Consider the following 20,815-nt stretch of genomic DNA (forward strand, 5'->3'; position numbering starts at 1 on the left):
GTTGTCCAAAAACCTGTTTCTCTTGGAGCGTCGCATCGCCCGAAAACCGCGTCACACTTTTCGGTCCGATGCTCTAGGCGGCTTTGATCAGCGCCATACCCTCGAATTGGTGATAGCCGATCGCCGTTGCAAGGACGGTCTTCGGGACACCGGCAAACGGTTTTTCGACTGTGGCGTCGAACACAGGGTAGGCGGCCTTGCGGTCGACAGCCAGTACCGCCAGCGCAACGGCAAAGGGGAACTGCGCTTCCTTCATGTGGCCGGTCAGCGTCGAAAAGCCGCGTGCGGCGATCGCCGGATTGGCGTCGAGCGCCGATTTCTCGGCGGCGGTCGCGGCATGGGCGCCCGAAGCGCCGGAGATCGCGAGCAGCTCGCCATTCGGCAATGCGGCCTGCTTCAGCAGCGCGGCGATCTCACCGTCGAGTTCGCCCCGCCGGCGCTTGGCACGGCCGGACAGGATCGGGCCGAGTTCCGCATAGATCTTCCGGCCACGGCTTTCCGCATGCTCGCGCTGCTCCAGAACGAGAAACGCGCCGCCGGATCCGGTCACCACGCCGCCGCCCTCGGCACCTTGCCTTTGCCAGACCGGCGTCCACGGACCGCGATGCAGGTAGCCGGCCAGTTCATAGCCGAGCAGCATGTCGGAGTGTTCGGTCTGGAAAGCGCCGCCGACCAGTATATGCGTCGACTGGCCGGAGCGGATGCGCGCGGCCGCCGTCTCGACAGCGGCAACGCCGGCACCTTCCTCGCCCATGAAGGTGCGCGATGATCCCGTCACCTTATGGACGATCGAGATGTTGCCGGCGAGCAGGTTGGAGAGCTGTGCCAGAAACAGCGTCGGGCGCAATTCCGTGGTAAGCTTCTCGTTGAGCAGCACGTCGCGGTCATTGCGGCTTTCCGATGCCGCGAGAATGGCCGCGTCGACCGCCTCGTCGCGCTCGCCGCCGCCGGCGGCCACCACCATGTCCATGGTCGCGCAGAGTTCGTCATTGCCCTTGATGCCGGCATCGTCGAGCGCAAGGCCGGCCGCATAGGTGCCGAGCCTCTGCCAGGTCTCCATCTGCCGCTGGTCGCCACGCTTGGCGATCTGCAGGTTCCAGTCGATCTCCGGCAGCGGGTGGACCGTATAGGGCGAGAAGCGCGAGGCCTCCAGAACCGGTTCAAGGCGGGGCTGGACGAGCTTTTGCCAATGCGCATCCGGACCCTCGCCCAGTGACGAGACAAGGCCGATGCCTGATATGACGACGTCGCGGGGGTTCATGGGCGGCTGTTGTGGGTGAGGGCGCGTCAAGCGCAGTGCTTAGATGGCGTTCTTGGCGGCGACGAGCGCGTCGATCTTGGCGCACAGGTTCTTCATGACGAAATAGTCGTCGGTCGAGGCCTTGCCGTCATTGACCTCCTGCGTCCACTTTTCCAATGGCACCTTGATGCCGAATTCCTTGTCAATGGCAAAGACGATGTCGAGGAAGTCGAGGCTGTCGATGCCGAGATCGTCGATGGTGTGGCTTTCGGGCGTGATCGTCTCGATGTCGATCTCGCTGGTGTCGGCGATGATCTTGGCGACTTTGTCGAACGTGGTGGACAAGGGCTTTTCCTTCGATTGCGGGCGGAATCTGTCCGCATGTGTTTTGGGCTGTCTAATCGGTTTTTCCGGGCAGGAAAAGGCCTGATACGCCGGGCGCAGATGGGATTGATGTTCTGGCAGAGCAAGATGAGATCGGAATCCAACCACGGCTTCTCGTGGCAGTGGCATTTCGGCAACACCTATCTCGCTCGACGCGAGGAGCGACCGGCCCGGTCAGAAGGTAACGCGGCCGAGCACGCGCAATCCGTCGCCTTGCGGCTCGACGACCACGGCTTCGCCTTCGCGCGGCGAGATGCCGGTCAATTCCTTGATGTCTTCGAGATGCGTGACCATGACCAGATTGTCGGAGCCGGAATAGCCGCGGATCTCTGCCAGGATCGCAGCGATCTGAGCGGCCTTCTCCTTTTCGTCGGTCTTCAGCAGGTCAAGCGGTGCGAACGGCTCCGGTTCGCTTTCGAAAGCTATGCGCGCGGTTTCGAGGCAGCGGCAATAGCGGCTGGACAGCACGCGCTCGACCGGTGCCGCGCGGGCGCCAAACAGCGCGCCGATCTTGCGCGCCTGTTGCTTGCCGCGCTCAGAGAGATTGACCTGGGTGGCGCATTTGCCGAGGTCGAAATTGGCCGCATCGGTGGTGCCGGTGACCATGGCATGGCGAAGCAGCACCACATGCCCGCCGTCGCGCAGCAGCGCCCAGCCGGCTTCCGTCGCATGGGCTGTGGCGGAAACGGCAAGCAACAGCAGCGCCAGCACAAATCGAAGCATCAGACATCCTTTTCGGGTGACCGGCAGGCAGGTCCCCGGTGACCGGCATATAGGGACGGCAAAGCCGGCTGAAAGACAAGCCGAGTGCAACCTGCGGCCGAGACGCCTATTTCTTCGCTATCTGCTTCTTCACCAGATCGATCTTGCGGTCGGTCAGCGGGATGGGGAGTGTATAGCCAGCATCGGTAAAGCCCTGCTTGGCGTTCTCGAAGAATTCGATCGCCTTTTGGTATTCGGCATTGCCACCGCCATAGCTGCCGCGGTTCCAGTGGACGTCGCCGAGATTGTTCTGCTCGAAGGCCCATTGCATCGGCTGGCTTTCGCGGGTGAAGACCTTGAGCGTTGCCTCGAAGGCGGCTTCGGCTTCGTCCAGATATTTGCCGGTGCGTTCGAGATTGCCTAGATTGATCAGGCTCATGCCGATGCCGTTCTGCGCGTTCGCCCAGTCGACGGGCGAGGTCTCGAAGGTCAGCACCTCCAGCGCTGCCCGGCGCGCGGCGATCGAAGCGGCCAGTTTGCGGGGATCGGCCTCGCTCATGCTCAGCCATTGCAGCGCCGAGCCTAGACCGGCCTGCGCCAGTGCCCATTGCCGCGGCGTCGTCTCGCGCTTGTATTCGCGAAGTGCATCGCGATAGGCCTCGATCGCCTCCTCGTAATGCACCGGCTTGTCGGTCACGCCGCCGAGCAGTTGCAGCGTGTTGCCGAGATTGTAGTGGGTCATCGCCCAGTCGAGCGGAAACTCCTTCTTGGTGTAGACGCGCCGTGCCGCCCGGTATGCGGCCGCCGATTGCTCAAGCCTGGCAGGATCGCGCGTGCGCTGGCCGAGCGTCTGGTAGATCGAGCCGAGATTGTTCTCCGCCGAAGCCCAATCCGTCGGAAAACGTTGGCGTGTGAATATGGTCAGCGCGTCGCCATAGGCGGCAGCCGCCTCTTCGAGCAGGCCGGTGCCGAGATCGAAACGGGCAGCACTGCTCAGCGCGTTACCCAGATTGAGACGGCTGCTCGCCCAGGAGAGCGGGAAGGTGTCGCGTGTGCGGATTTCGAGCGCGGCGCGGAATGCCGCGGCTGCCTCGTCGATTTTTGCCTTGTCGTTGCGTTGCGTGCCGAGAGACACCAGCGTGTTGCCGAGATTGTTCTGGACCATCGCCCACTGAACGGGCGCCTTTTCGCGCGTGTATTCTTCAAGCGCCAGCCGGTAGGCGGCCTCGGCCTCGGTCAGGCGCTCGCCGTCCGGTTCGCGCTCCGAAAGCGCGTAAAGCGCAAGGCCAAGGTTGCTTTGCGAGGCGGCCCAGTCCAGCGGGACTTTGTCGCGGGGCCGCTTCTCCAGCGTGGCGCGCATCGCCACCACCGCCTCATTCAGGCGTTTCGGGTCGCTCTCGCGTTCGCCGATCTTCAACAGCACATTGGCCAGGTTGTTCTGGGCCGCGGCCCAGTTGATGTCGTCCTTCTCGCGCTCGAACACGGCAAGCGAATCGCGAAAGATTTTCGCTGCCTCTTCCAGCCGGTCGGTTTCGCGCTCGCGCTCGCCGATCGTCTGCAGCACCACCGCCATGTTGTTGCGGGTGATCGCCCAGTCGCGGTTCTGCTCGCCATTGGGGATGAAGTTCAGGATGACGCGGTAGGCGTCGATAGCGTGCTGCAGCGCTTGCCTGTCGCCGGTGGCGTTGCCATGCGCGTTGAGCGCTTCCGCCTCCTGGTTCTTGTAGTTCCAGCGCAGCCTGTCGTCCCATCTCTCGACCAGCGAGAAGGCCTCGCCGTAGTCGTTGGCGGCCGACAGATAGTCGAAGACCAGCGCCGAAGCGTCGGCGCGCCTGGCATAGATCGCCGCGTCGGCAAGACGCTTCTGCCTGACCAGATCCTCTGCCCGATCGACCACGCCGCTGGCCTGCTCGACCCGGCCCACCGCCTGGTCGAGGAAGTTGCGCGCGGTGACGATGGCGCCCTGGCCGATCGCTTTGTCGGCCGAGGCGACGAGGCGGCTGATCTCGGGGTCGTCGGTGCGCAGCGCGTTGCGCTCGGAGATCATCTTCTTCAGGCGCTCGGCCTGCGCATCAAGCAGCTTTTGCAGGTCGGTGGGGTCCTCCGGCATCTTTTCGGTGCCGAGCGCCTTCAGCACGCCATAAAGCGCGTCGAGCGGCACGCCGTCCTGCAGCGAGGCCAGTTCGACCTGTGCCCGCTTGGGGTTCGGCAACTCGGCGATCGTCAGCAGCAATTGCCGCCGCTCGCCGGTGATCAGGTCGTCGTCGCCGGTCGGCTCCTGCGGTGCAACGCCGAAATAGAGCAGCCGGCGCAGGCTTTCATTGACCCATGGCCGCTGCCTTGCCTTGGTGTCGAGATAGACCTCCTCGGTCACCATGCGCATGACCGAGCCGAACTCGGTGCCCTTCATTGCCGCTAGGTGGCGCAGAAGTGCCGCTGCGTAGGGGCTGTTTTCGCCGACGATGCCGTCGAGTGCCGGCCGCCCCGGCTCGGCGGCAAAGCCGATCACCGTTCCCAGATTTTCCGTCGCGGTCGCGTTTGCCAGTGCCCTGGCACCGCGCACCGGCTCCAATCCGCCGGCGCTGATCGGGGAGGCCGAGGCCGTCGGCGCCCGGCGCAGCACCGCATCCGCCGGAAACGGGTTGGTGCGGCAGGCATCGAGCAACATGATCGTTACCGGCACGGTCGTCTTCAATTCGTCCATGACGGCGGAGATCGGCACCAGGGCCTGATCGGCGTCCTTCAATGAAGAAACGTCGGCGTCGACCGGCACCAGATAGTTTTCGCCGCCGGCCTCGATGCCGTGGCCGGAATAGTAGATCAAGGCGACGTCGGCGTCCTCTGCATCCTCGGCGAAACGCTCGAGGTCGCGCTTCAGCTTTGCCGTGTCGCGGTCGGTTACACTGCGCGCGTCGAAGCCGAGGTCGGTCAGCATCTTGGCGATGTCGCGGGCGTCGTTGGCGGGGTTGGGAAGAGCCGCTATGTGCTGGTATTTCGACTGGCCGACGATCAGCGCCACACCCTTGAGGCTCGCCGGCTCCGCGGCATGAGCCGAGGTCACCACGAGGCAAAGCATGGCGCCGACGAAAGCCGTCAGCCACGCCTGCTTGAAGAAGTGCTGATTTCCGACAAGGCCCATTCGCCGCGTGTCCCCCGACAACCCTGTATAGCGCTGGCATCCAACCATGAGCAAATTCGGGCAAGATCCGAGCGGCCGGATTGTTGGCCGGTACATTCGCGAGGGAAGGGCGATTGCGCCGCGCTCAGGGCTCGCCTATCACGGGAAAAATGTCTCCGCTTACCGAAACCGTCCTCTTCGTCTTCAGTCTCGTCGGGCTCGGCTATCTTGCCGGGTTGACCGGCTATTTGAAGCCGGCGAGCGGCGAGGGCGTATCCGAATTCGCCATCAACGTGGCAATGCCGCTTTTGCTGTTCCAGACCATGGTAAAGGCCGATTTCCACGGCGTGGCGCCGTGGTCGCTGTGGGGCGCTTATTTCGCGGCGGTCGCGCTCACCTGGGCCACCGGCCATCTGGTTGTTACGCGCATCTTCGGGCGGGACGCCCGCGCCGGCGTCGTCGGCGGCGTATCGTCGTCCTTCTCCAACGTCGTCCTGCTCGGCGCGCCCTTCATCATCGGCGTGTTCGGGCCGGCCGGGTTCGAAGTGCTGTCACTGCTCGTCTCCATTCACCTGCCGGTGATGATGATGGCCTCGATAATCCTGTTCGAGATGTTCGGCCGCGGCGGCAGCGAGCCTGTGCATCCGGTCCGTGTCGTCAGGAGCTTTCTCAGGAGGGTAATCATCAATCCGCTGATCATCGGCATACTGGCCGGGCTGGCGTGGCGCTTCACCGGTGCGCCGCTGCCGGTGCTTGCGACGCGGCTGAGCGACGCGCTGGCCGGCACGGCCGCCCCGGTTGCGCTGTTTGCCATGGGGCTCAGCCTGCGCCGCTTTGGCATCTCCGGCAATGTAAGGCCGGCGCTGGCGCTGTCGGCGCTGAAACTGTTCCTGATGCCGGCGCTGGTTCTCGGCCTGGTGTGGCTGATCGGCCTGCCGCCATTGACGGCCAAGGTGGCGGTGATGGTTGCGGCGTTGCCGTCCGGCATCAATTCCTATCTCATCGCGGTGCAGTTCAACACCGGCCAGGCGCTGGCGTCGAACCAGATGACCATCGCCACCGCCTGTGCTGTCGTGACCACTGCGTTTTGGCTGACGGTGGTCGTCCATGTTTTTGGGTAGGGTATGTCGATATTCAGGTGATGCCGGCCTGCGAATGGCGGTTTCCTGCGCTTCCGGTACTCACGGACCCGAATGTCCGCTCCGTTCCGGTTCTCGGAACCCACCCTTCTCGACTCGGCCTGACCTGAATCTCAACATACCCTGGAGCCTTGGCTGCATCGCTCTCGCTTTGGCTGGCCCAAACCCTATATGCCATCTTGTGATTGCTTGCGGGGCTTGCCCTGGGCTAAGAGCAGTGGCTCTAGCGATGCTATCGCGCACGTCCATTCACGAAATCAGCGACCGGCCCGCCAGGTGCCGAACGGAGGCGAGATCATGCTTCAGAAAACCAGCCATTTCATGCGGCAGGCCAATCTCATCAATGGCGAATGGGTGCAGGCCGATTCAGGCCAGACGATCGACGTCAACAATCCTGCCACCGGCCTCAAGATCGGCACAGTGCCGAAGTCGGGCAAGGCCGAGACCCGCCGCGCCATCGAAGCCGCCGACGCTGCTTTCCAGACATGGCGCAAGACCACCGCGCTCGAACGCTCGAAGCTGTTGCGCAAGCTGCACGACGCGATGATGGACAATCAGGACGTGCTGGCCGAACTGCTGACCATCGAGCAGGGCAAGTCGCTGTTCGAATCGAAGGGCGAGATCGGCTCGGCCGCGTCCTACATATTGTGGTTCGCCGAAGAGGGCCGCCGCACCTATGGCGACGTCGTTCCGTCGCCCTGGGCGGACCGCCGTATCCTGGTGACCAAGGAGCCGGTCGGCGTCATCGCCGCCATTACGCCGTGGAATTTCCCATCCTCGATGTTGGCCCGCAAGCTTGGCCCGGCGCTTGCCGCCGGCTGTACCGCCGTGGTCAAGCCCGCGTCGCAGACGCCTTATTCCGGCCTTGCCTGGGGCGCGCTTGCCGAGGAAGTCGGCTTCCCCAAAGGCGTAATCAATATCCTGACCGGCGCCGCCGGTGAGATCGGCGACGAGATCTGTGCCAACCCGCTGGTCAAGAAGATCACCTTCACCGGCTCGACGGAGGTCGGCAAGATCCTGATCCAGAAGTCGTCGGTGACCGTCAAGAAAGTGTCGATGGAGCTCGGCGGCAATGCGCCGTTCATCGTCTTCGACGACGCCGACATCGAGCGGGCCGTCGCCGGCGCCATCACCGCCAAGTACCGCAATTCCGGCCAGACCTGCGTCTGCACCAACCGCTTCCTGGCGCAGGCCGGCATCTATGACCAGTTCGTCGAAAAGCTGGCTGCTGCGAGCAACGGGCTGAAGGTCGGTTCCGGCCTCGAGGAGGGTGTCCAGCAGGGACCGCTAATCGATGAGAAGGCGGTGGAGAAGGTCGAGGAGCTGATTGCCGACGCTACTGCCAAAGGCGGCAAGGTCGTCGCCGGCGGCAAGCGCCACGCGCTCGGCGGCTCGTTCTTCCAGCCGACAGTGATCGCCAATGCGACGCCGAAGATGCGCTTCATGAAGGAAGAAATCTTCGGCCCGGTAGCACCGGTATTCAAGTTCGAGACCGAGGAAGAGGCCGTAGCACTCGCCAACGACACCGAGTTCGGCCTGGCCTGCTACTTCTACACCGGCGATCTCGGCCGCGCCTTCCGGGTCATGGAAGGGCTGAAATACGGCATGGTCGGCGTCAATGAAGGGCTCATCACCACCCCTGAAGCGCCGTTCGGCGGCGTCAAGGAATCGGGCCTCGGCAAGGAAGGCGGCCATCAGGGCATCGAGGATTATCTCGACACCAAATATGTCTGCATCGGTGGACTTGGTCTCTAGAAGCCTGATGCGGTAATACCGAAAACGACCCTGGGCCGCTTCGAAAGGCCAGGCTGGCATCGAGCAGCGAACTTGCGAGCATGGCAATGAAGGACGGCGAGGTTTTCGGCACGACGCAGGCGGGCGAGGCCGTCCGCCGCTTCACCATCCGTGGTGGCGGCCTCACCGCCAACATCATCGGGCTGGGTGCGATCATCCAGGATCTGCGTCTGGCCGGGCACGACGCGCCGCTGGTGCTCGGCTATGATCGTTTCGAGCACTATGAGACTGACACCGCCTTCTTCGGCACCGTCGTCGGGCGCTATGCCAACCGTATCCGCGACGGCCGCTTCACGCTTGCCGGCAAACGCTATCAGACCGAGCGCAATTTCCTCGAAAAGCACACGCTGCATGGCGGTTCGCAAGGTTTTTCGCGCCGGGCCTGGGCGGTTTCGCTGCATGGCAGGGATTTTGTCACGCTGACCCTGCACGACCCCGACGGCACGATGGGCTTTCCCGGCGCGCTCGACGTGACCTGCACCTACCGGCTGAAGATCCCCGGCACGCTCAGCGTCGAACTGACCGCCACCTGCGAGGAGCCGACGCTCTGCAACCTCACCCAGCATTCCTATTTCAACCTGGATGACGGCGGCGCCGGCGACATTCTCGACCACCGGCTGATGCTGAATGCCGGCGCTTATCTTCCTGTCGACGCCGATCTGATCCCGACAGGCACGGTCAAGCCGGTCGACGGCACGCCTTTCGACTTTCGCCAGGCGCGGCCGCTGCGCATGGAGACCGAGGGCGAACAGCTCCCCTATGACCAGAATTTCTGCCTCGCCTCGACGCGCGGGCCGCTGAAACAGGCATCATGGGCGCAGGGCGCGAATTCCGGCGTCGAGATGGAGCTCTGGACCACGGAGCCGGGTGTCCAGCTCTATACCGGCCAGTATCTGGCGCCGTCTTCGCCTGGATTGGGTGGGCGTGAATACAAGGCCTTTTCGGGCTTCTGCCTGGAGCCGCAAATCTGGCCGGATGCGCCGAACCGGCCGTATTTCCCGCAAGCCACACTGTGGCCCGGGCAGATCTACCATCACGTGACGGAATACCGGTTCAGGCTGCCTTAGGGTTGGACTGCCGCTGCCGAAGCGTACGACTCGAGCGTCGCGAACATGCCCAACGTAGCGCCTCGGGATGATAGTGTCCTGAAGGTTCTGCAAAAGCTCTGGAGAGAGAACAGCTCTTGGCCTGAGGCAACGGGCTGCCATGGCACGCTGGTGACGTTTCGACCACCGATTCCCGTGGAAGGGGAGTGCCATGACCAGTCGAGAAATAGGCTGAGCAGAGGGCGAGTTGAAAGCGTTGCTGTCGTCGGATGAGGACGGCTTTCGCAAGGTCTTGCAGATTGTGGTGCAGGAGGCTTTGGAGGCCGAGATGACGCAGGCCATCCAGGAACTTACCAAGAGCAATCAGTAACGCACTTCGTCGACCCGCAAACCGGCTTGAATGTCATTCGCGATAGTTCAGGAAATCTCCTGTCTTGATGGAAGCTCAGTCCCAAGCAGTTAGAATATGTCTTGACGACCGGAAAACTGGGAGGCGAACAATGAGCAGCGTATCTGGCGAATACCGTGCGTTGGTTGAAACTTTTCTCGCAGGGGAAATAGATGCTCCTAAGTTGGTAGAAATTTACTTAAAGAAATTTAAGAATGAGACGCGAGCCATCCCAGAGCAGGAGTTTAAGGTGATAGATGAGATCTTTGCTGGCATTGACTCATATACTTCCGATATCAGCTTGATTAGAGAGAATCCTAGATTCTATCTTGACGAAGCGCAACTGAGAGTAAAAGTTGCGGAGGCCCTAGACCGGCTCCCATAGGCTTACCGGCTGCCCGGCGGACACGCCAACGTCATCGCTGAATGCAACGCCATTTTTGCAGAGCTTGACGCACACAACTCTCGAGATCCCTAGTCTGCGGCAGAGCTTCAGCCATCTGGCGGGTATCTCAGAACCGGCTGGAGCGTTCTTTCGGCTGAGGCGACTTCAAGCCCTGACAGGAGCATGCCGGATCAGCAGGAAGTCGCGCGGCGGTCTCCAGCGCGACCCGCGAGGCTGTCATTGAGAGATTGGGCAGCACGTCCTCCTGCAGCAATTTCTGGCGATTGCGATCCATATAGTCGTTGAAGCCCGCCGTCACGAACGCGCAAGGCACGAAACACGCGCCGATCTCGCGCGACAAGGTCGCCTCAGGGGCGATGGAATGGTTGAGTACATCCGCCCCCATGCCCCGATACGCCAAGGCTTCGGCTGGCGTTGTCAGCCGGGGCCCATAACAGTGGGCAGCCACCAACTGCTGTTCGATGCCATAAACGCGGCATTCGGCTGGCCAATGACGGCGGGCCGTTTCGACCAGAACCGCCGCACATCTTGGACACACGATTTGCTTGCCCGAACAGTCAAAGCTCTGGCGGTCAGGCAACAGTGAAAACGGGGTCTGCGTCAGTTCGATGATGTCGGCGGTCACCACCATGTCGCCCGGCTGGATCGCCTTGTTGACGGCGCCAACCGTCGAGCAGGCGAGAACTTGCCGTACACCCGCCCGCATCAATACCCAGAACGCGCGGCGATGACAGGAATGGTCAATATGGTCGCGGGGATTGCCGTGCGAATACATGCACAGAGCGCGCTTTGCTCTCCCGTCGGCAGTAATCGACGCGTCGAACTCGAGCAGCTTCCAGTTGTCGGTACGACCGAAAGGCGTTTCAAAACTCATGTCGCGCCGCAAGGTACGCACACCATCGAATTCGACATCTTCCGGGAAGGCAAGCCCCCAGTTTGCCGACCCGGTGATGATGGCCAACCCTACCTGAGGGATGTCCGTCGAATGATCCGTCAGATCGTCGGCTGCATGGTAATTGGTGGGCATGTTTCCAGTCTCGGTCAGGATTTTTGGCGAAGGGTCACAATCAGGACCACGGCCACGACGATGACGGTCCACAATGTCGAGATCGCCGCAATGGTCGGATCGATCTGATCGCGCAGCGACAGGAACATAAGCTTCGGCATCGTGCTATTGCGACCACTTGCGATGAAGATCGAAATCACCGACTCGTCGAGCGAAGTCAGGAACGCCATCAATGTCGCTGACAGCAAGCTGATCCGAAGTTGCGGAACGATGATTCCGCCAATGGACCTGGCCCAGTTTGCACCGAGGCTGCGCGCCGCCTGAACCTGGTTCCAGTCAAAGCGGGCGAGAGCGGGTAGCAACACAATGCAGGCGACCGGAACGGCCAGCACCACATGTCCGACCAGCACACCGAATAGCGTTCCGATCAGATGTTGTGCGGCCAACACAAAGAAGAGACCGATCGCAAGCAGGATACCTGGGGTGATCGAGGGGGTCAGCAGGACGCTCTGGATGGCCGTAGCGGTCTTTCCGCCCAGCCGATTCATTGAAATGCAGGCGAGCAGCGCGAAGGGTACCGCGATCAACGCCGTCAACGTCCCAAGGATCAAACTCGTTCTGAGCGCGGCCATCCACGTTGCCGAGCCGAAGAAGTTCTCGTACCAGCGCAACGAGTAGGCGTGCGGCGGAAACTCGAGGAGATTCGACGCCGAAAAGGAAAGCGGCACCACCACGAGCGTCGGCAGCATCAGAAATGCCATGACAAGAGCGGCAAAGCTCCAGAGCAAAATGCGGGCGAGCCTGTTTTGCGGATAGGCTTCAAGCATGGGAGGCTTCCACGGTGTTCTGGGCCACCATACGGCGTGCCGCCAGCAACATCACACCGATCAGCGACATAAGAACGAGGAGCAGAATGCCCAGGACGCTTGCCGACCCCCAGTCCTGAAAGGTCGATAGTGTACGCTCGATCCGGGTAGAGAGCGGATTTACCTTGCCGCCGCCAAGCACCGCCGGCGTGATGAAAAAACCTATGGCGTAGATGAGGACGATGATCGAACCCGAGAAGATGCCGCCCGCCGAAAGCGGCATAATGACTGTGCGGATGACCTGCCTGAGAGTGGCTCCCATGCTCGCAGCCGCGCGAATGAGATTTGGGTCGATATCGCGCATCGCAGCATAAACAGGCAGCAGAAAAAGTGGCAGCATGTAGTGCACCATGCCGATGAGCGTTCCCGTGAAGTTGTAGACCAGCGGCAATGGCTCCGCCGTCAGGCCTGAACCGGTCAAAGCCGCGTTGATCAGGCCGTCGCGCCGCAAGAGCACGAGCCAACCATAGGTACGCACCAGAATAGAGGTCCACAGCGGCAGCATGACGAACGCCATGAGCACGTTGGCCAGCCTTGGTCTGACGCTGGCCAGAGCCAGCGCCAGAGGAGTGCCGAGGAGAATGCAGGCCGCCACCGTACCCAAGGACAGTTCGAGGGTCGTGACGAGCGCCGACCACGTCAGTCCGCTCGAAAGGACCTTCTCGTAGTTGCCGACGGTGTACTCACCCCCGGTGGTCAGGAAGGATTGCCGGATGATCCAAAGGATGGGCAGTATCGCCGCCAGTCCAACGATGAACAGCGCCGGGAGCGAAAGTGAAAGAAAAAACCGCCGCTCGCGCCGCGCATCCGCCGCGAGCGCCGGGTCCCGGACGACGGTCACGCCATCGCTCCCGGTATCGCGTGAACCTTCGCTGCCGGTGCATATGCGGTCATCCGCTGACCGGCGGCAAGCTCGGCGCAGCCGCCGGCCAGCGCTGCCGGAATGCAGACAAGAACCTCTTGCCCGCCGTCAAGCGCCAGCGTCAAAAGCCAGTTCTCGCCGCGGAACGCTTTGGCGCGCAGTATTCCTTCGAGAGCCACTCCGTCTCCCCCGACGAGCTTCGCATCAAGATGGAAGCTTTCGGCGCGGATCATCAGAGTTTCGCGTGATGCTTCGGCGCCGTCGATTCTGCGCGCTGAGCCCGGGGCCACAATGTTGGCCTCGCCCATGAACTCCGCGACGAAGCGGGTCGATGGACGATCATAAATCCGCTGCGGCGTATCTATCTGCTGGATGCGGCCAGAATTCATCACCGCAATCCGGTCAGACGTAATCAGCGCTTCGCGCTGGTCGTGGGTTACATAGATCGTGGTGATCCGTAGATGATCATGCAGACGCCGGATCTCATACTGCATGGTCTCGCGCAGGTTCTTGTCGAGCGCCGACAGCGGCTCGTCCATCAACATCACGCGCGGTTCGAAGACGATAGCCCGCGCCAATGCCACCCGTTGACGTTGGCCGCCGGATAGTGCGGCAATATTGCGCTCCGCCAGACCATCCAGCTTCACGCGGGCCAAGGTATCAAGCGCCCGCTGACGCGCCTCCGCTCTCGGTACCTTGCGCAGCACCAGCGGATACGCGACGTTCGCCAGGACATTCATGTGGGGAAACAAGGCGTAATTCTGGAATACTATGCCGATGTCTCGTTTGTTGGGCGGCAGGCGGGTGATGTCTCGATCGCCCAAGAAAAGTTTACCGGAATCCGGCCGGACAAAACCGGCCAGAGCCATGAGTAACGTGGTCTTGCCCGATCCCGATGGCCCTAGCAGCGTGAGGAATTCGCCAGCCTGAATGTCGAGCGAAACATCATCCAGTGCGACGTAGGACCCATAAGCCTTGTGCACGCTTTCGATGGTGATCGCGAGCGACTTCATGATGTGCTCCAGCCTTAAAGCGCGTCGCGTTCGACCGGCTTCACGCGACGCGCTTTAGGTTCTTGTTTTCATGCATGTCGTTGTCGCGCGCTGCACATTTTTGCGCGACATGCGTCAGAGCTGAGAGTCAGCGAGCCATCATTTCATCGAAGGCTCTTTGGGCAGCCTCGCCATTCTTGACCCACCATTCTGAATTGGAAAACACCGAAGTGCCAGCATTTTCAGGCGCGGTCGCTAGGGTCTTCAGACGGTCCTCGGGAATAAGGCCACCCTCATATGCCGCAGGATTGACTGGGCCGTAGGCAATGAAATCGGTCAGCTTGGCAACCCGCGCGGGCTGCGTCATCGCTGCGATGAGCTTCATCGCGGCTTCCTTGTTCGGCGCTCCCTTCGGCACCCCAAGACAGTCCGTGCCGATGACCGAACCCTTGAACGTGTAGTCAGCCGCGCCGCCATCTGCTTTCACGGTTTGGGCGCGTCCGTTCCAGGTAATGACCAAATCCGCCTCACCGTCTTTCAGCAACTGCGCGGACTGGGCGCCCGAGGTCCACCACACGGCGACATCTGGTTTGATCGCTTCAAGCCGCTTGATGGCGCGCTCTAGCCCTTCCGGGGTGCTGAGCACGGAATAGACGTCCGCCGGTGCCACGCCATCGGAGAGAAGCGCGATCTCGATCGAGTCTTGCGCATTGGCGCGCAACGCGCGACGGCCAGAAAATTTGGCAACATCCCAGAATTCCGCCCACGTCTTCGGCGGGTTCTCGCCATAGGTCTTGGTGTTCCACGACATGACGGTGCCATAGGAGTCAAACGGATAGCAGTAGTCGGACTTCGCACCCTCCGGCACGGATTTCGGATCGATGATCTTGTAGTCGAGCGGCTCCAGCAGCGATTGTGCGGCCGCCTGGGCACCTTCCGGCGAACCCAGGTGAATGACGTCGGTCGTGACCGCACCCGAGGTGACCTGCATCTTCAAGGCGGCCAGGCCGTCGCTTAGGGTCTCCTCGCGGACATCATAGCCAAGCTCTTTTGCAGCCGGGCCCCACATGGCCTCCTTCATGGCGTTACCATAATCCCCACCTGCGGTCGTGATGGTGACCGTCTGCGCATGAACGGGCAGGGCAGCCGAGATTGCGAATGCTGTTAAGGAAATGCGTAGCCAGGACATAGGTTCTCCTCCCCAACTTTATCAAACATCGCTCAAAAGAGCCATTATTTTGTAATCGTAACGTTACGATTGCATCTCAATGCACTGGAGTCAAGCTGCTTCCTACGGGAGTTCGATTGACCGGGATGTCGAATTCGGTAACGTTATGGCGGTCAGCAAATCAGCCGGCGCTTTCGCAAATGAAGTCGGGCGAACAATGGCCAATCTAAAGCAGATCGCCGCGGAACTTTCGCTCTCGGTGACCACGGTTTCCCGCGCTCTGAAAGATGGACCGGAAGTGCAGCCCTCGACCATAGCCCGCGTCAAGGAGGCGGCTAAGCGGGTCGGCTATTTACCAAATCATCATGGTCGCGCGCTCAAAACCGGTCGAACGCAGACGCTGACGGCCGTACTCCCGATGGAAACACGAGACCATCTGTCCGATCTGTTGAAGCTTCCTTTAATCGAAGGCATGACGCTGGCGGCGCGGCAAGCCGGTTATAGTCTGTCCATCTATTCCACCACTCCCGACGACGATCCCGTTGAGAGTGTGCAGCGGCAGCTTCAGGCGCACAGCGCAGACGGCCTGATCATCACGCGCCTGGTGTCGGCTGATCCGCGCGTCAAGCTGCTGCTGGATAAACGCATGCCGTTCGTTGCGTTTGGAAGAACCGACCTGGATATCGCGTATCCTTATGTCGATGTCGATAATGAACAGATTGCCTACGAGGCGACCCGGCGGCTCATGGATAAGGGCTGTCGACGCATTGCGCTGCAACTTCTCGTTCCGGAGGACCAGACGAGTGCTATGCGTCTTGCCGGGTATGGAAGGGCAATGGCCGAGGCCGGTATTCCGATCGACCAATCGCTGATCGGTCATGGCATGTTCACCATGGAATCGAGCGCAGGCTGGTTCGATCGCTTGCTGGCGTCATCAGATCCGCCAACGGGCTTGGCGTGCGCCAACGAACTGGGCCTTCTGGGAGCGTTGCACGCTCTCGGCAAGCGGGATCTTACACCAGGCCGCGACGTCCACATCGTCACCCGTGACAGCACGCGGCTGGCACGCTTCCTGCCGGCAAAGATCGGAGTTCATTCCGTGGATATGGCGGGTGTTGGACGCAAACTTATCGAAGTCCTGGTTAGCCGGATCATCAATCCGCTTGGGCCGGTGGAGACAGTCTTGGTGCAAGGCAGATTCGAGCCGGCCGAATAATCCGGGCTGCCATCAGGAGGCCACCTCGTCTTGAACCGGCCGGATCAGCGCCTTTGCGGCAGCTGCTCCCGCCGCTAGGATACGATCCGACAATTCCGTTCCTTCCACGGCGCGCGCGAGTTGAAGCGCGCCGATGAGCGTTGCAAACATGCCCAACGCAGCGCCCTCGGGATCGTTCGTCTGCGGCAGAGCTTCAGCTATCTGGCGCACCAGGGATTGAGCGCGCTCGGCATAGAGGGCTCGCGTTTCAGGCGGCTGCCGCGCGATTTCCGGCAACAACGCGGCCGAAGCGCAACCCTTTCCAGGATTGTCCCGGTGCTCGGCCGATAGATACGTCTCTATGGCCATTTCCGGACCGCCGGCGGCCAATGCTTCCTGCACTTCATGCGACTGCGCGTCCAAGGCCGCCGCCACGCTTTCACGGACGAGCTCCGCCTTCGACTGGAAGTGCGGATAGAAGGCGCCGTTCGTCAGCCCGGCGTCGCTCATGATGGTTGCCAGCCCGGACGCCGCGATGCCGTCAGATCGAAAACGTTCGGCGGCGACCTCCATGATCCGGCTGCGTGACGCGTCTTTTCGGCCCTTTTCGTAGCGCATGGTCTTTCTTTCCTGTCCTGCTATTGCATTATGCTCATAATCTGATATTACGACCATAATTCAATTTGTGGAAATAAGCTAGACCTCTCGAACCTGGAATATCAAAAATGAATGGGAATTCTGAAAAAACCGCAATCGTGACCGGAGCCTCCTCCGGCATCGGCCGCGCCAGCGCCGAGGCCTTGGCGCGGGCGGGTTTCACTGTCTTCGGGACAAGTCGCCGCAAGACCAGTAATGGTCCGGGCGGAGTGACCATGCTGGCATGCGACGTGACCGATGATGCGGCCGTCAATGCGCTCGTTGCCACCGTGCTCGCGCAGACCGGCCGGATCGACCTCCTGGTCAACAATGCCGGTGTCGGTCTGCTAGGAGGCGCCGAGGAATCCTCGGTCGCCCAGGTACAAGCCCTGTTCGACGTCAATCTGTTCGGCGTCATGCGAATGACCAATGCGGTGTTGCCGTCGATGCGGCGGCGCGGCGAAGGGCGCATCATCAATATCGGCTCCATTCTGGGACTGGTACCCGCGCCATACTCAGCTCATTACTCGGCGGTCAAGCACGCGCTCGAAGGCTATTCGGAATCGCTCGACCACGAGGTGCGCGCCTTCAACGTCCGCGTTTCCGTCATCGAGCCGGCATTCGTCCGCACCGTCTTCGACCAGAACGGCATCGAGCCGGATTCGCTGTTGAAGGAATACGATCGGGCTCGAGCCGGGCTCAAGGCGCTGCTGGGCGATGTGATGCCCAAAGCCGATCGGCCGGAAGTGGTGGCGGATGTGGTTGTCAAGGCAGCGACCGATGCCCGCCCGCGACGGCGCTATACCGCTGGCAACGCAGCGCGCCAGGTCAGCCTGCTGCGCCGCTTTGCCCCCGCGGGGATTTTCGACAAGAGCCTGCGCAAACAGTTCCGACTGCCGGTCTGAACAACGGCGAGCCAGAGGATTTCACGCACATGCGACTAGCAACTACGACACATTTGGCCAGGCCCTACGAAACGGAGGCGCCAAGCATGACACATAGATCCAATCGGTCGCCGCGTTCACCGGCGTTGTTCCAGGACGCGCCAACGCTCTCGATCGATGTCGGCGGCACAGCCTTTGCTTACAGGGAACTCGGGCCCAGGGCGGGCGTGCCGGTGATCCTGCTCAACCATCTGGCTGCTCAGCTGGACAATTTTGATCCGCGCATCGTCGATGGCCTCGCTGCGACCCGGCGGGTAATTGCCTTCGACAATCGCGGCATCGGTGCTTCGGGTGGCAAAACTCCGTCGACCATTTCCGGCATGGCGCGGGATGCAATCGCCTTTGTCCGGGCGCTGGGGTTCGAAGAAGTCGATCTCTTCGGCTTTTCACTCGGCGGCTTCGTGGCGCAAGAGATTGTGCTGACCGAGCCCAAGCTTGTGCGCAAACTCATCCTGGCTGGCACGGGGCCGGCCGGTGGGCAAGGCATCGACAAGGTGACGCCGCTGACGATCGTGGACATGATCAAGGGCGCGCTGACTTTTCGGGATCCGAAGTACTATCTCTTCTTCACAAGAACGCCGAATGGGCGCCGCGCCGCAAACGCATTTCTGGAACGGCTGAAGGAGCGCCGGAACAACCGGGACAAGGCGATATCGCTGAGCGCGTTCGGCGCGCAACTCAAGGCGATCAAGGCCTACGGACTCCAGGCGCCACGAGACCTGAGCACCATCCGCATTCCCACTTTGGTTGCGAATGGCGACCAGGACAGGATGGTGCCGAGCAGCAATGCCTACGATCTCGCCGGGCGTATCCCTGGGGCGCATCTGGTCATCTACCCGGATGCCGGGCATGGCGGGGTATTTCAGAACTACGCCGATTTTGTCCCGAAGGCGCTGTCCTTCCTCGAGGCTGAGGCCTTGCCGCAGGGCGGCCATGCAGCTGAAAACGTTCGGCTTGTTTCGTCCCGAACAGCAACAGACATTCTTAGAAAGTAACTGCCATGAAGGCATTCGTTGTCGATAAGTATAATAAAAAGGGCACCCTGCGGCTGGCCGAAATGCCGGAGCCGGAGCTCCAGGACAGCGATGTCTTGGTCGAGGTCCATGCCGCAGGGGTGAACCTGCTCGATTCCAAGGTCAAAACCGGAGAATTCAAGCTCATCCTGCCCTATCGCCGGCCCTTCATCCTGGGCCACGACGTGGCTGGGAAGGTTATCCGCGTGGGATCGAAAGTCAGCAAGTTCAAGGCCGGCGACGAGGTCTATGCGCGGCCGCGCGACGGCCGGATTGGACATTCGCCGAATTCATTGCCGTGAATGAGGCCGACGTAGCCTTGAAGCCCGAGAATCTCAGTATGGAAGAGGCGGCGTCGATTCCCCTGGTCGGTCTCACCGCCTGGCAGACGCTAATCGAACGGGCAAACCTGAAGAAGGGGCAGAAGGTCTTCATTCAGGCTGGTTCCGGCGGCGTCGGGACATTTGCTATTCAGTTGGCCAAGCACCTCGGCGCGACCGTTGCGACAACCGCGAGCGCGGCGAGTGCCGATCTGGTCAAAAGTCTCGGCCCCGATGTCGTCGTCGACTACAGGAAAGACGACTTCGAGAAAGTTCTGTCGGGCTACGATGTCGTCTTGAACAGCCAGGACGCCAAGACACTGGAAGAATCCCTGAGCGTGCTGAAACCGGGTGGCAAGCTCATCTCCATCTCCGGTCCACTGGATGCCGAATTTGCCAGGGAAAAGGGACTGAACTTGATGCTGAGGCTGGTGCTGCGCTTCCTGAGTCGCGGAATTCGGGCCAAAGCCAAGCGCCGTGGTGTGCAGTTTTCGTTCCTTTTCATGTGGGCGCAGGGCGATCAGCTGAGCAAAATCACCGCTCTCATCGAAGCCGGCGCGATCCGCCCGGTTGTGGATCGGGTCTTTCCATTCGAAGCGACCAATGACGCCTTGGCCTATGTCGAAACAGGACGCGCCAAGGGCAAGGTCGTCATCAAGGTCAGATAGCAGTTGCCTCGAACGCAGCCTTGAGCGTCTCGAACGGCGCCAGGGCGCCGCGCACCTGCACGACGGCGGCGGCGACGCGATGGGCGCGCAGCACCGCCTCTGCCGGGGCATGGCCGGCAAGGCGGGCTGCGAGGTAGGCGCCGTTGAAGGAGTCGCCGGCGCCGGTGGTGTCGACCGGCGCGGCGACATGCACCGCCGGAACCGATTGCAAGGTTCCGTTTTGCGCGATCAGCGCCGGTTCCTCACCGTTCTTGACGACGACTTCGCCGGCCAGCTTTCGCAGCCGTTCGGCTGTTTTCTGCGGTGTCGTATCACCAAACAGCATCTGCTCGTCGGGAAAGGTCGGGAGCGCGATGTCGGCGACGGCGAGTGCCTCGAGGATCGCGGCCTGCGCGTCCTCGCGCCGGCGCCACAGCCGCGGCCGGTAATTGGGATCGAAGGCAATCAGCGAGCCGGCCGCGCGCGCCGTGGCCACGGCCGTCAGCAGTACCTTGCGTGGAGCCTCGTCGAGGATTGCCAAAGTGATTCCGGAAAAATAGACAAGCGCCTGATTTTCAAGGCTTTTCTGCAAAGCGGCTGGGTCCGAAGCCAACTGCCTTGCGGCCGCATCGGCCCGCCAATAGGTGAAAGAACGTTCGGCGCCGGTCAGCGTGATCGCATAGAGGCCGGGGCGGGCGCCCGCTATCACCGGGCTGGCGCCGATGCCGATGCCGTTCTCGGCCAGGAACTTGATCTGGTCGCGTGAGAACGGGTCGTCGCCGAAGGCCGACACATAGGTCGCCGGCCGCTCGCCGCTCAAGGCATGCAGCGCCCACAAAGTGTTGAACGTATCGCCGGCAAAGCCCATGCGCCAGTTCGGCCCGGCCTGGCCCGAAAGCTCGAGCATGCACTCGCCGATCGAGGCGATGCCGTTTCCTGCCATGAAGCA

The 20,815-nt window shown here is 61.7% G+C and carries 19 protein-coding genes and 1 pseudogene; 9 read left to right on the forward strand and 11 right to left on the reverse strand.

Annotated elements, in window-relative coordinates; genetic code table 11:
- Positions 1–73: 73 nt before the first annotated feature.
- The 4 genes from NKJ17_RS10115 to NKJ17_RS10130 all read right to left on the reverse strand — a co-directional run bounded on the left by NKJ17_RS10115 (position 74) and on the right by NKJ17_RS10130 (position 5,465).
- Positions 74–1,261, reverse strand: coding sequence for a beta-ketoacyl-ACP synthase (locus tag NKJ17_RS10115; RefSeq protein ID WP_352505776.1), 1,188 nt, complete (start codon positions 1,259–1,261; stop codon positions 74–76).
- Between the two features lie 39 nt (positions 1,262–1,300).
- Positions 1,301–1,585, reverse strand: a complete 285-nt coding sequence (locus NKJ17_RS10120) for an acyl carrier protein (RefSeq protein WP_023676462.1) — start codon at positions 1,583–1,585, stop codon at positions 1,301–1,303.
- Positions 1,586–1,798: 213 nt separating this feature from the next.
- Positions 1,799–2,347 (reverse strand): histidine phosphatase family protein, encoded by a 549-nt coding sequence (locus tag NKJ17_RS10125; RefSeq protein ID WP_352454578.1) that lies wholly within the window; start codon positions 2,345–2,347, stop codon positions 1,799–1,801.
- A 106-nt stretch (positions 2,348–2,453) separates the two neighbouring features.
- Complete coding sequence (locus NKJ17_RS10130; RefSeq protein WP_352505777.1) at positions 2,454–5,465, reverse strand: caspase family protein; 3,012 nt, start codon at positions 5,463–5,465, stop codon at positions 2,454–2,456.
- Positions 5,466–5,614: 149 nt separating this feature from the next.
- Here NKJ17_RS10130 and NKJ17_RS10135 point away from each other — a divergent pair, with 149 nt between their 5' ends.
- The 5 genes from NKJ17_RS10135 to NKJ17_RS10155 all read left to right on the forward strand — a co-directional run bounded on the left by NKJ17_RS10135 (position 5,615) and on the right by NKJ17_RS10155 (position 10,196).
- Positions 5,615–6,565, forward strand: a complete 951-nt coding sequence (locus NKJ17_RS10135; RefSeq protein ID WP_352505778.1) for an AEC family transporter — start codon at positions 5,615–5,617, stop codon at positions 6,563–6,565.
- A 315-nt stretch (positions 6,566–6,880) separates the two neighbouring features.
- Entirely contained in the window at positions 6,881–8,338 is a 1,458-nt protein-coding gene (locus NKJ17_RS10140; RefSeq protein ID WP_352505779.1) for an NAD-dependent succinate-semialdehyde dehydrogenase, read from the forward strand.
- Between the two features lie 80 nt (positions 8,339–8,418).
- A complete protein-coding gene (locus NKJ17_RS10145) occupies positions 8,419–9,444 on the forward strand; it encodes an aldose epimerase family protein (RefSeq protein WP_352505780.1) in 1,026 nt (341 codons plus the stop codon).
- A gap of 226 nt (positions 9,445–9,670) precedes the next feature.
- Positions 9,671–9,793, forward strand: a complete 123-nt coding sequence (locus NKJ17_RS10150; protein ID WP_352505781.1) for a hypothetical protein — start codon at positions 9,671–9,673, stop codon at positions 9,791–9,793.
- 130 nt (positions 9,794–9,923) lie between these two features.
- Complete coding sequence (locus tag NKJ17_RS10155; RefSeq protein WP_352505782.1) at positions 9,924–10,196, forward strand: colicin immunity domain-containing protein; 273 nt, start codon at positions 9,924–9,926, stop codon at positions 10,194–10,196.
- Between the two features lie 127 nt (positions 10,197–10,323).
- Here the strand turns inward: NKJ17_RS10155 and NKJ17_RS10160 are convergent, their stop codons facing one another.
- From NKJ17_RS10160 to NKJ17_RS10180, 5 genes are all read right to left on the reverse strand, one after another.
- Positions 10,324–11,244: a phosphorylase family protein gene (locus NKJ17_RS10160; RefSeq protein WP_352505783.1), complete on the reverse strand. Its 921-nt coding sequence runs from the start codon at positions 11,242–11,244 to the stop codon at positions 10,324–10,326.
- Positions 11,245–11,258: 14 nt separating this feature from the next.
- Positions 11,259–12,050, reverse strand: a complete 792-nt coding sequence (locus NKJ17_RS10165; RefSeq protein ID WP_352505784.1) for an ABC transporter permease — start codon at positions 12,048–12,050, stop codon at positions 11,259–11,261.
- Positions 12,043–12,930, reverse strand: a complete 888-nt coding sequence (locus NKJ17_RS10170) for an ABC transporter permease (RefSeq protein WP_352505785.1) — start codon at positions 12,928–12,930, stop codon at positions 12,043–12,045. Before NKJ17_RS10170 ends, NKJ17_RS10165 begins: the two co-directional genes overlap by 8 nt.
- A complete protein-coding gene (locus NKJ17_RS10175; RefSeq protein ID WP_352688195.1) occupies positions 12,927–13,964 on the reverse strand; it encodes an ABC transporter ATP-binding protein in 1,038 nt (345 codons plus the stop codon). Before NKJ17_RS10175 ends, NKJ17_RS10170 begins: the two co-directional genes overlap by 4 nt.
- A 127-nt stretch (positions 13,965–14,091) precedes the next feature.
- Positions 14,092–15,132, reverse strand: coding sequence for an ABC transporter substrate-binding protein (locus NKJ17_RS10180; RefSeq protein ID WP_023676450.1), 1,041 nt, complete (start codon positions 15,130–15,132; stop codon positions 14,092–14,094).
- Between the two features lie 145 nt (positions 15,133–15,277).
- Here NKJ17_RS10180 and NKJ17_RS10185 point away from each other — a divergent pair, with 145 nt between their 5' ends.
- On the forward strand, positions 15,278–16,327 hold the full coding sequence (locus tag NKJ17_RS10185) for a LacI family DNA-binding transcriptional regulator (protein ID WP_352451960.1): 1,050 nt from the start codon (positions 15,278–15,280) through the stop codon (positions 16,325–16,327).
- 12 nt (positions 16,328–16,339) lie between these two features.
- Here NKJ17_RS10185 and NKJ17_RS10190 read toward each other — a convergent pair whose 3' ends face one another.
- Positions 16,340–16,924, reverse strand: a complete 585-nt coding sequence (locus NKJ17_RS10190) for a TetR/AcrR family transcriptional regulator (RefSeq protein ID WP_352451959.1) — start codon at positions 16,922–16,924, stop codon at positions 16,340–16,342.
- Between the two features lie 107 nt (positions 16,925–17,031).
- Between NKJ17_RS10190 and NKJ17_RS10195 the strand changes: the two genes are divergently transcribed.
- The 3 genes and pseudogenes from NKJ17_RS10195 to NKJ17_RS10205 all read left to right on the forward strand — a co-directional run bounded on the left by NKJ17_RS10195 (position 17,032) and on the right by NKJ17_RS10205 (position 19,887).
- The gene (locus NKJ17_RS10195; RefSeq protein ID WP_352451958.1) at positions 17,032–17,847 is read left to right on the forward strand and encodes an oxidoreductase; all 816 of its coding nucleotides are present in this window, start codon (positions 17,032–17,034) and stop codon (positions 17,845–17,847) included.
- Positions 17,848–17,933: 86 nt separating this feature from the next.
- Positions 17,934–18,881 (forward strand): alpha/beta fold hydrolase, encoded by a 948-nt coding sequence (locus tag NKJ17_RS10200; RefSeq protein ID WP_352688198.1) that lies wholly within the window; start codon positions 17,934–17,936, stop codon positions 18,879–18,881.
- Between the two features lie 5 nt (positions 18,882–18,886).
- Positions 18,887–19,887: pseudogene (locus tag NKJ17_RS10205) on the forward strand (NADP-dependent oxidoreductase).
- On the opposite strand, the gene NKJ17_RS10210 reads toward NKJ17_RS10205, so the two are convergent.
- Complete coding sequence (locus tag NKJ17_RS10210) at positions 19,880–20,809, reverse strand: sugar kinase (protein ID WP_352505788.1); 930 nt, start codon at positions 20,807–20,809, stop codon at positions 19,880–19,882. The pseudogene NKJ17_RS10205 and the gene NKJ17_RS10210 sit on opposite strands and share 8 nt — an antisense overlap.
- Between the last annotated feature and the right edge of the window lie 6 nt (positions 20,810–20,815).

The sequence above is a fragment of the Mesorhizobium sp. M0208 genome (genome assembly GCF_040322015.1).
Classification (GTDB): domain Bacteria; phylum Pseudomonadota; class Alphaproteobacteria; order Rhizobiales; family Rhizobiaceae; genus Mesorhizobium.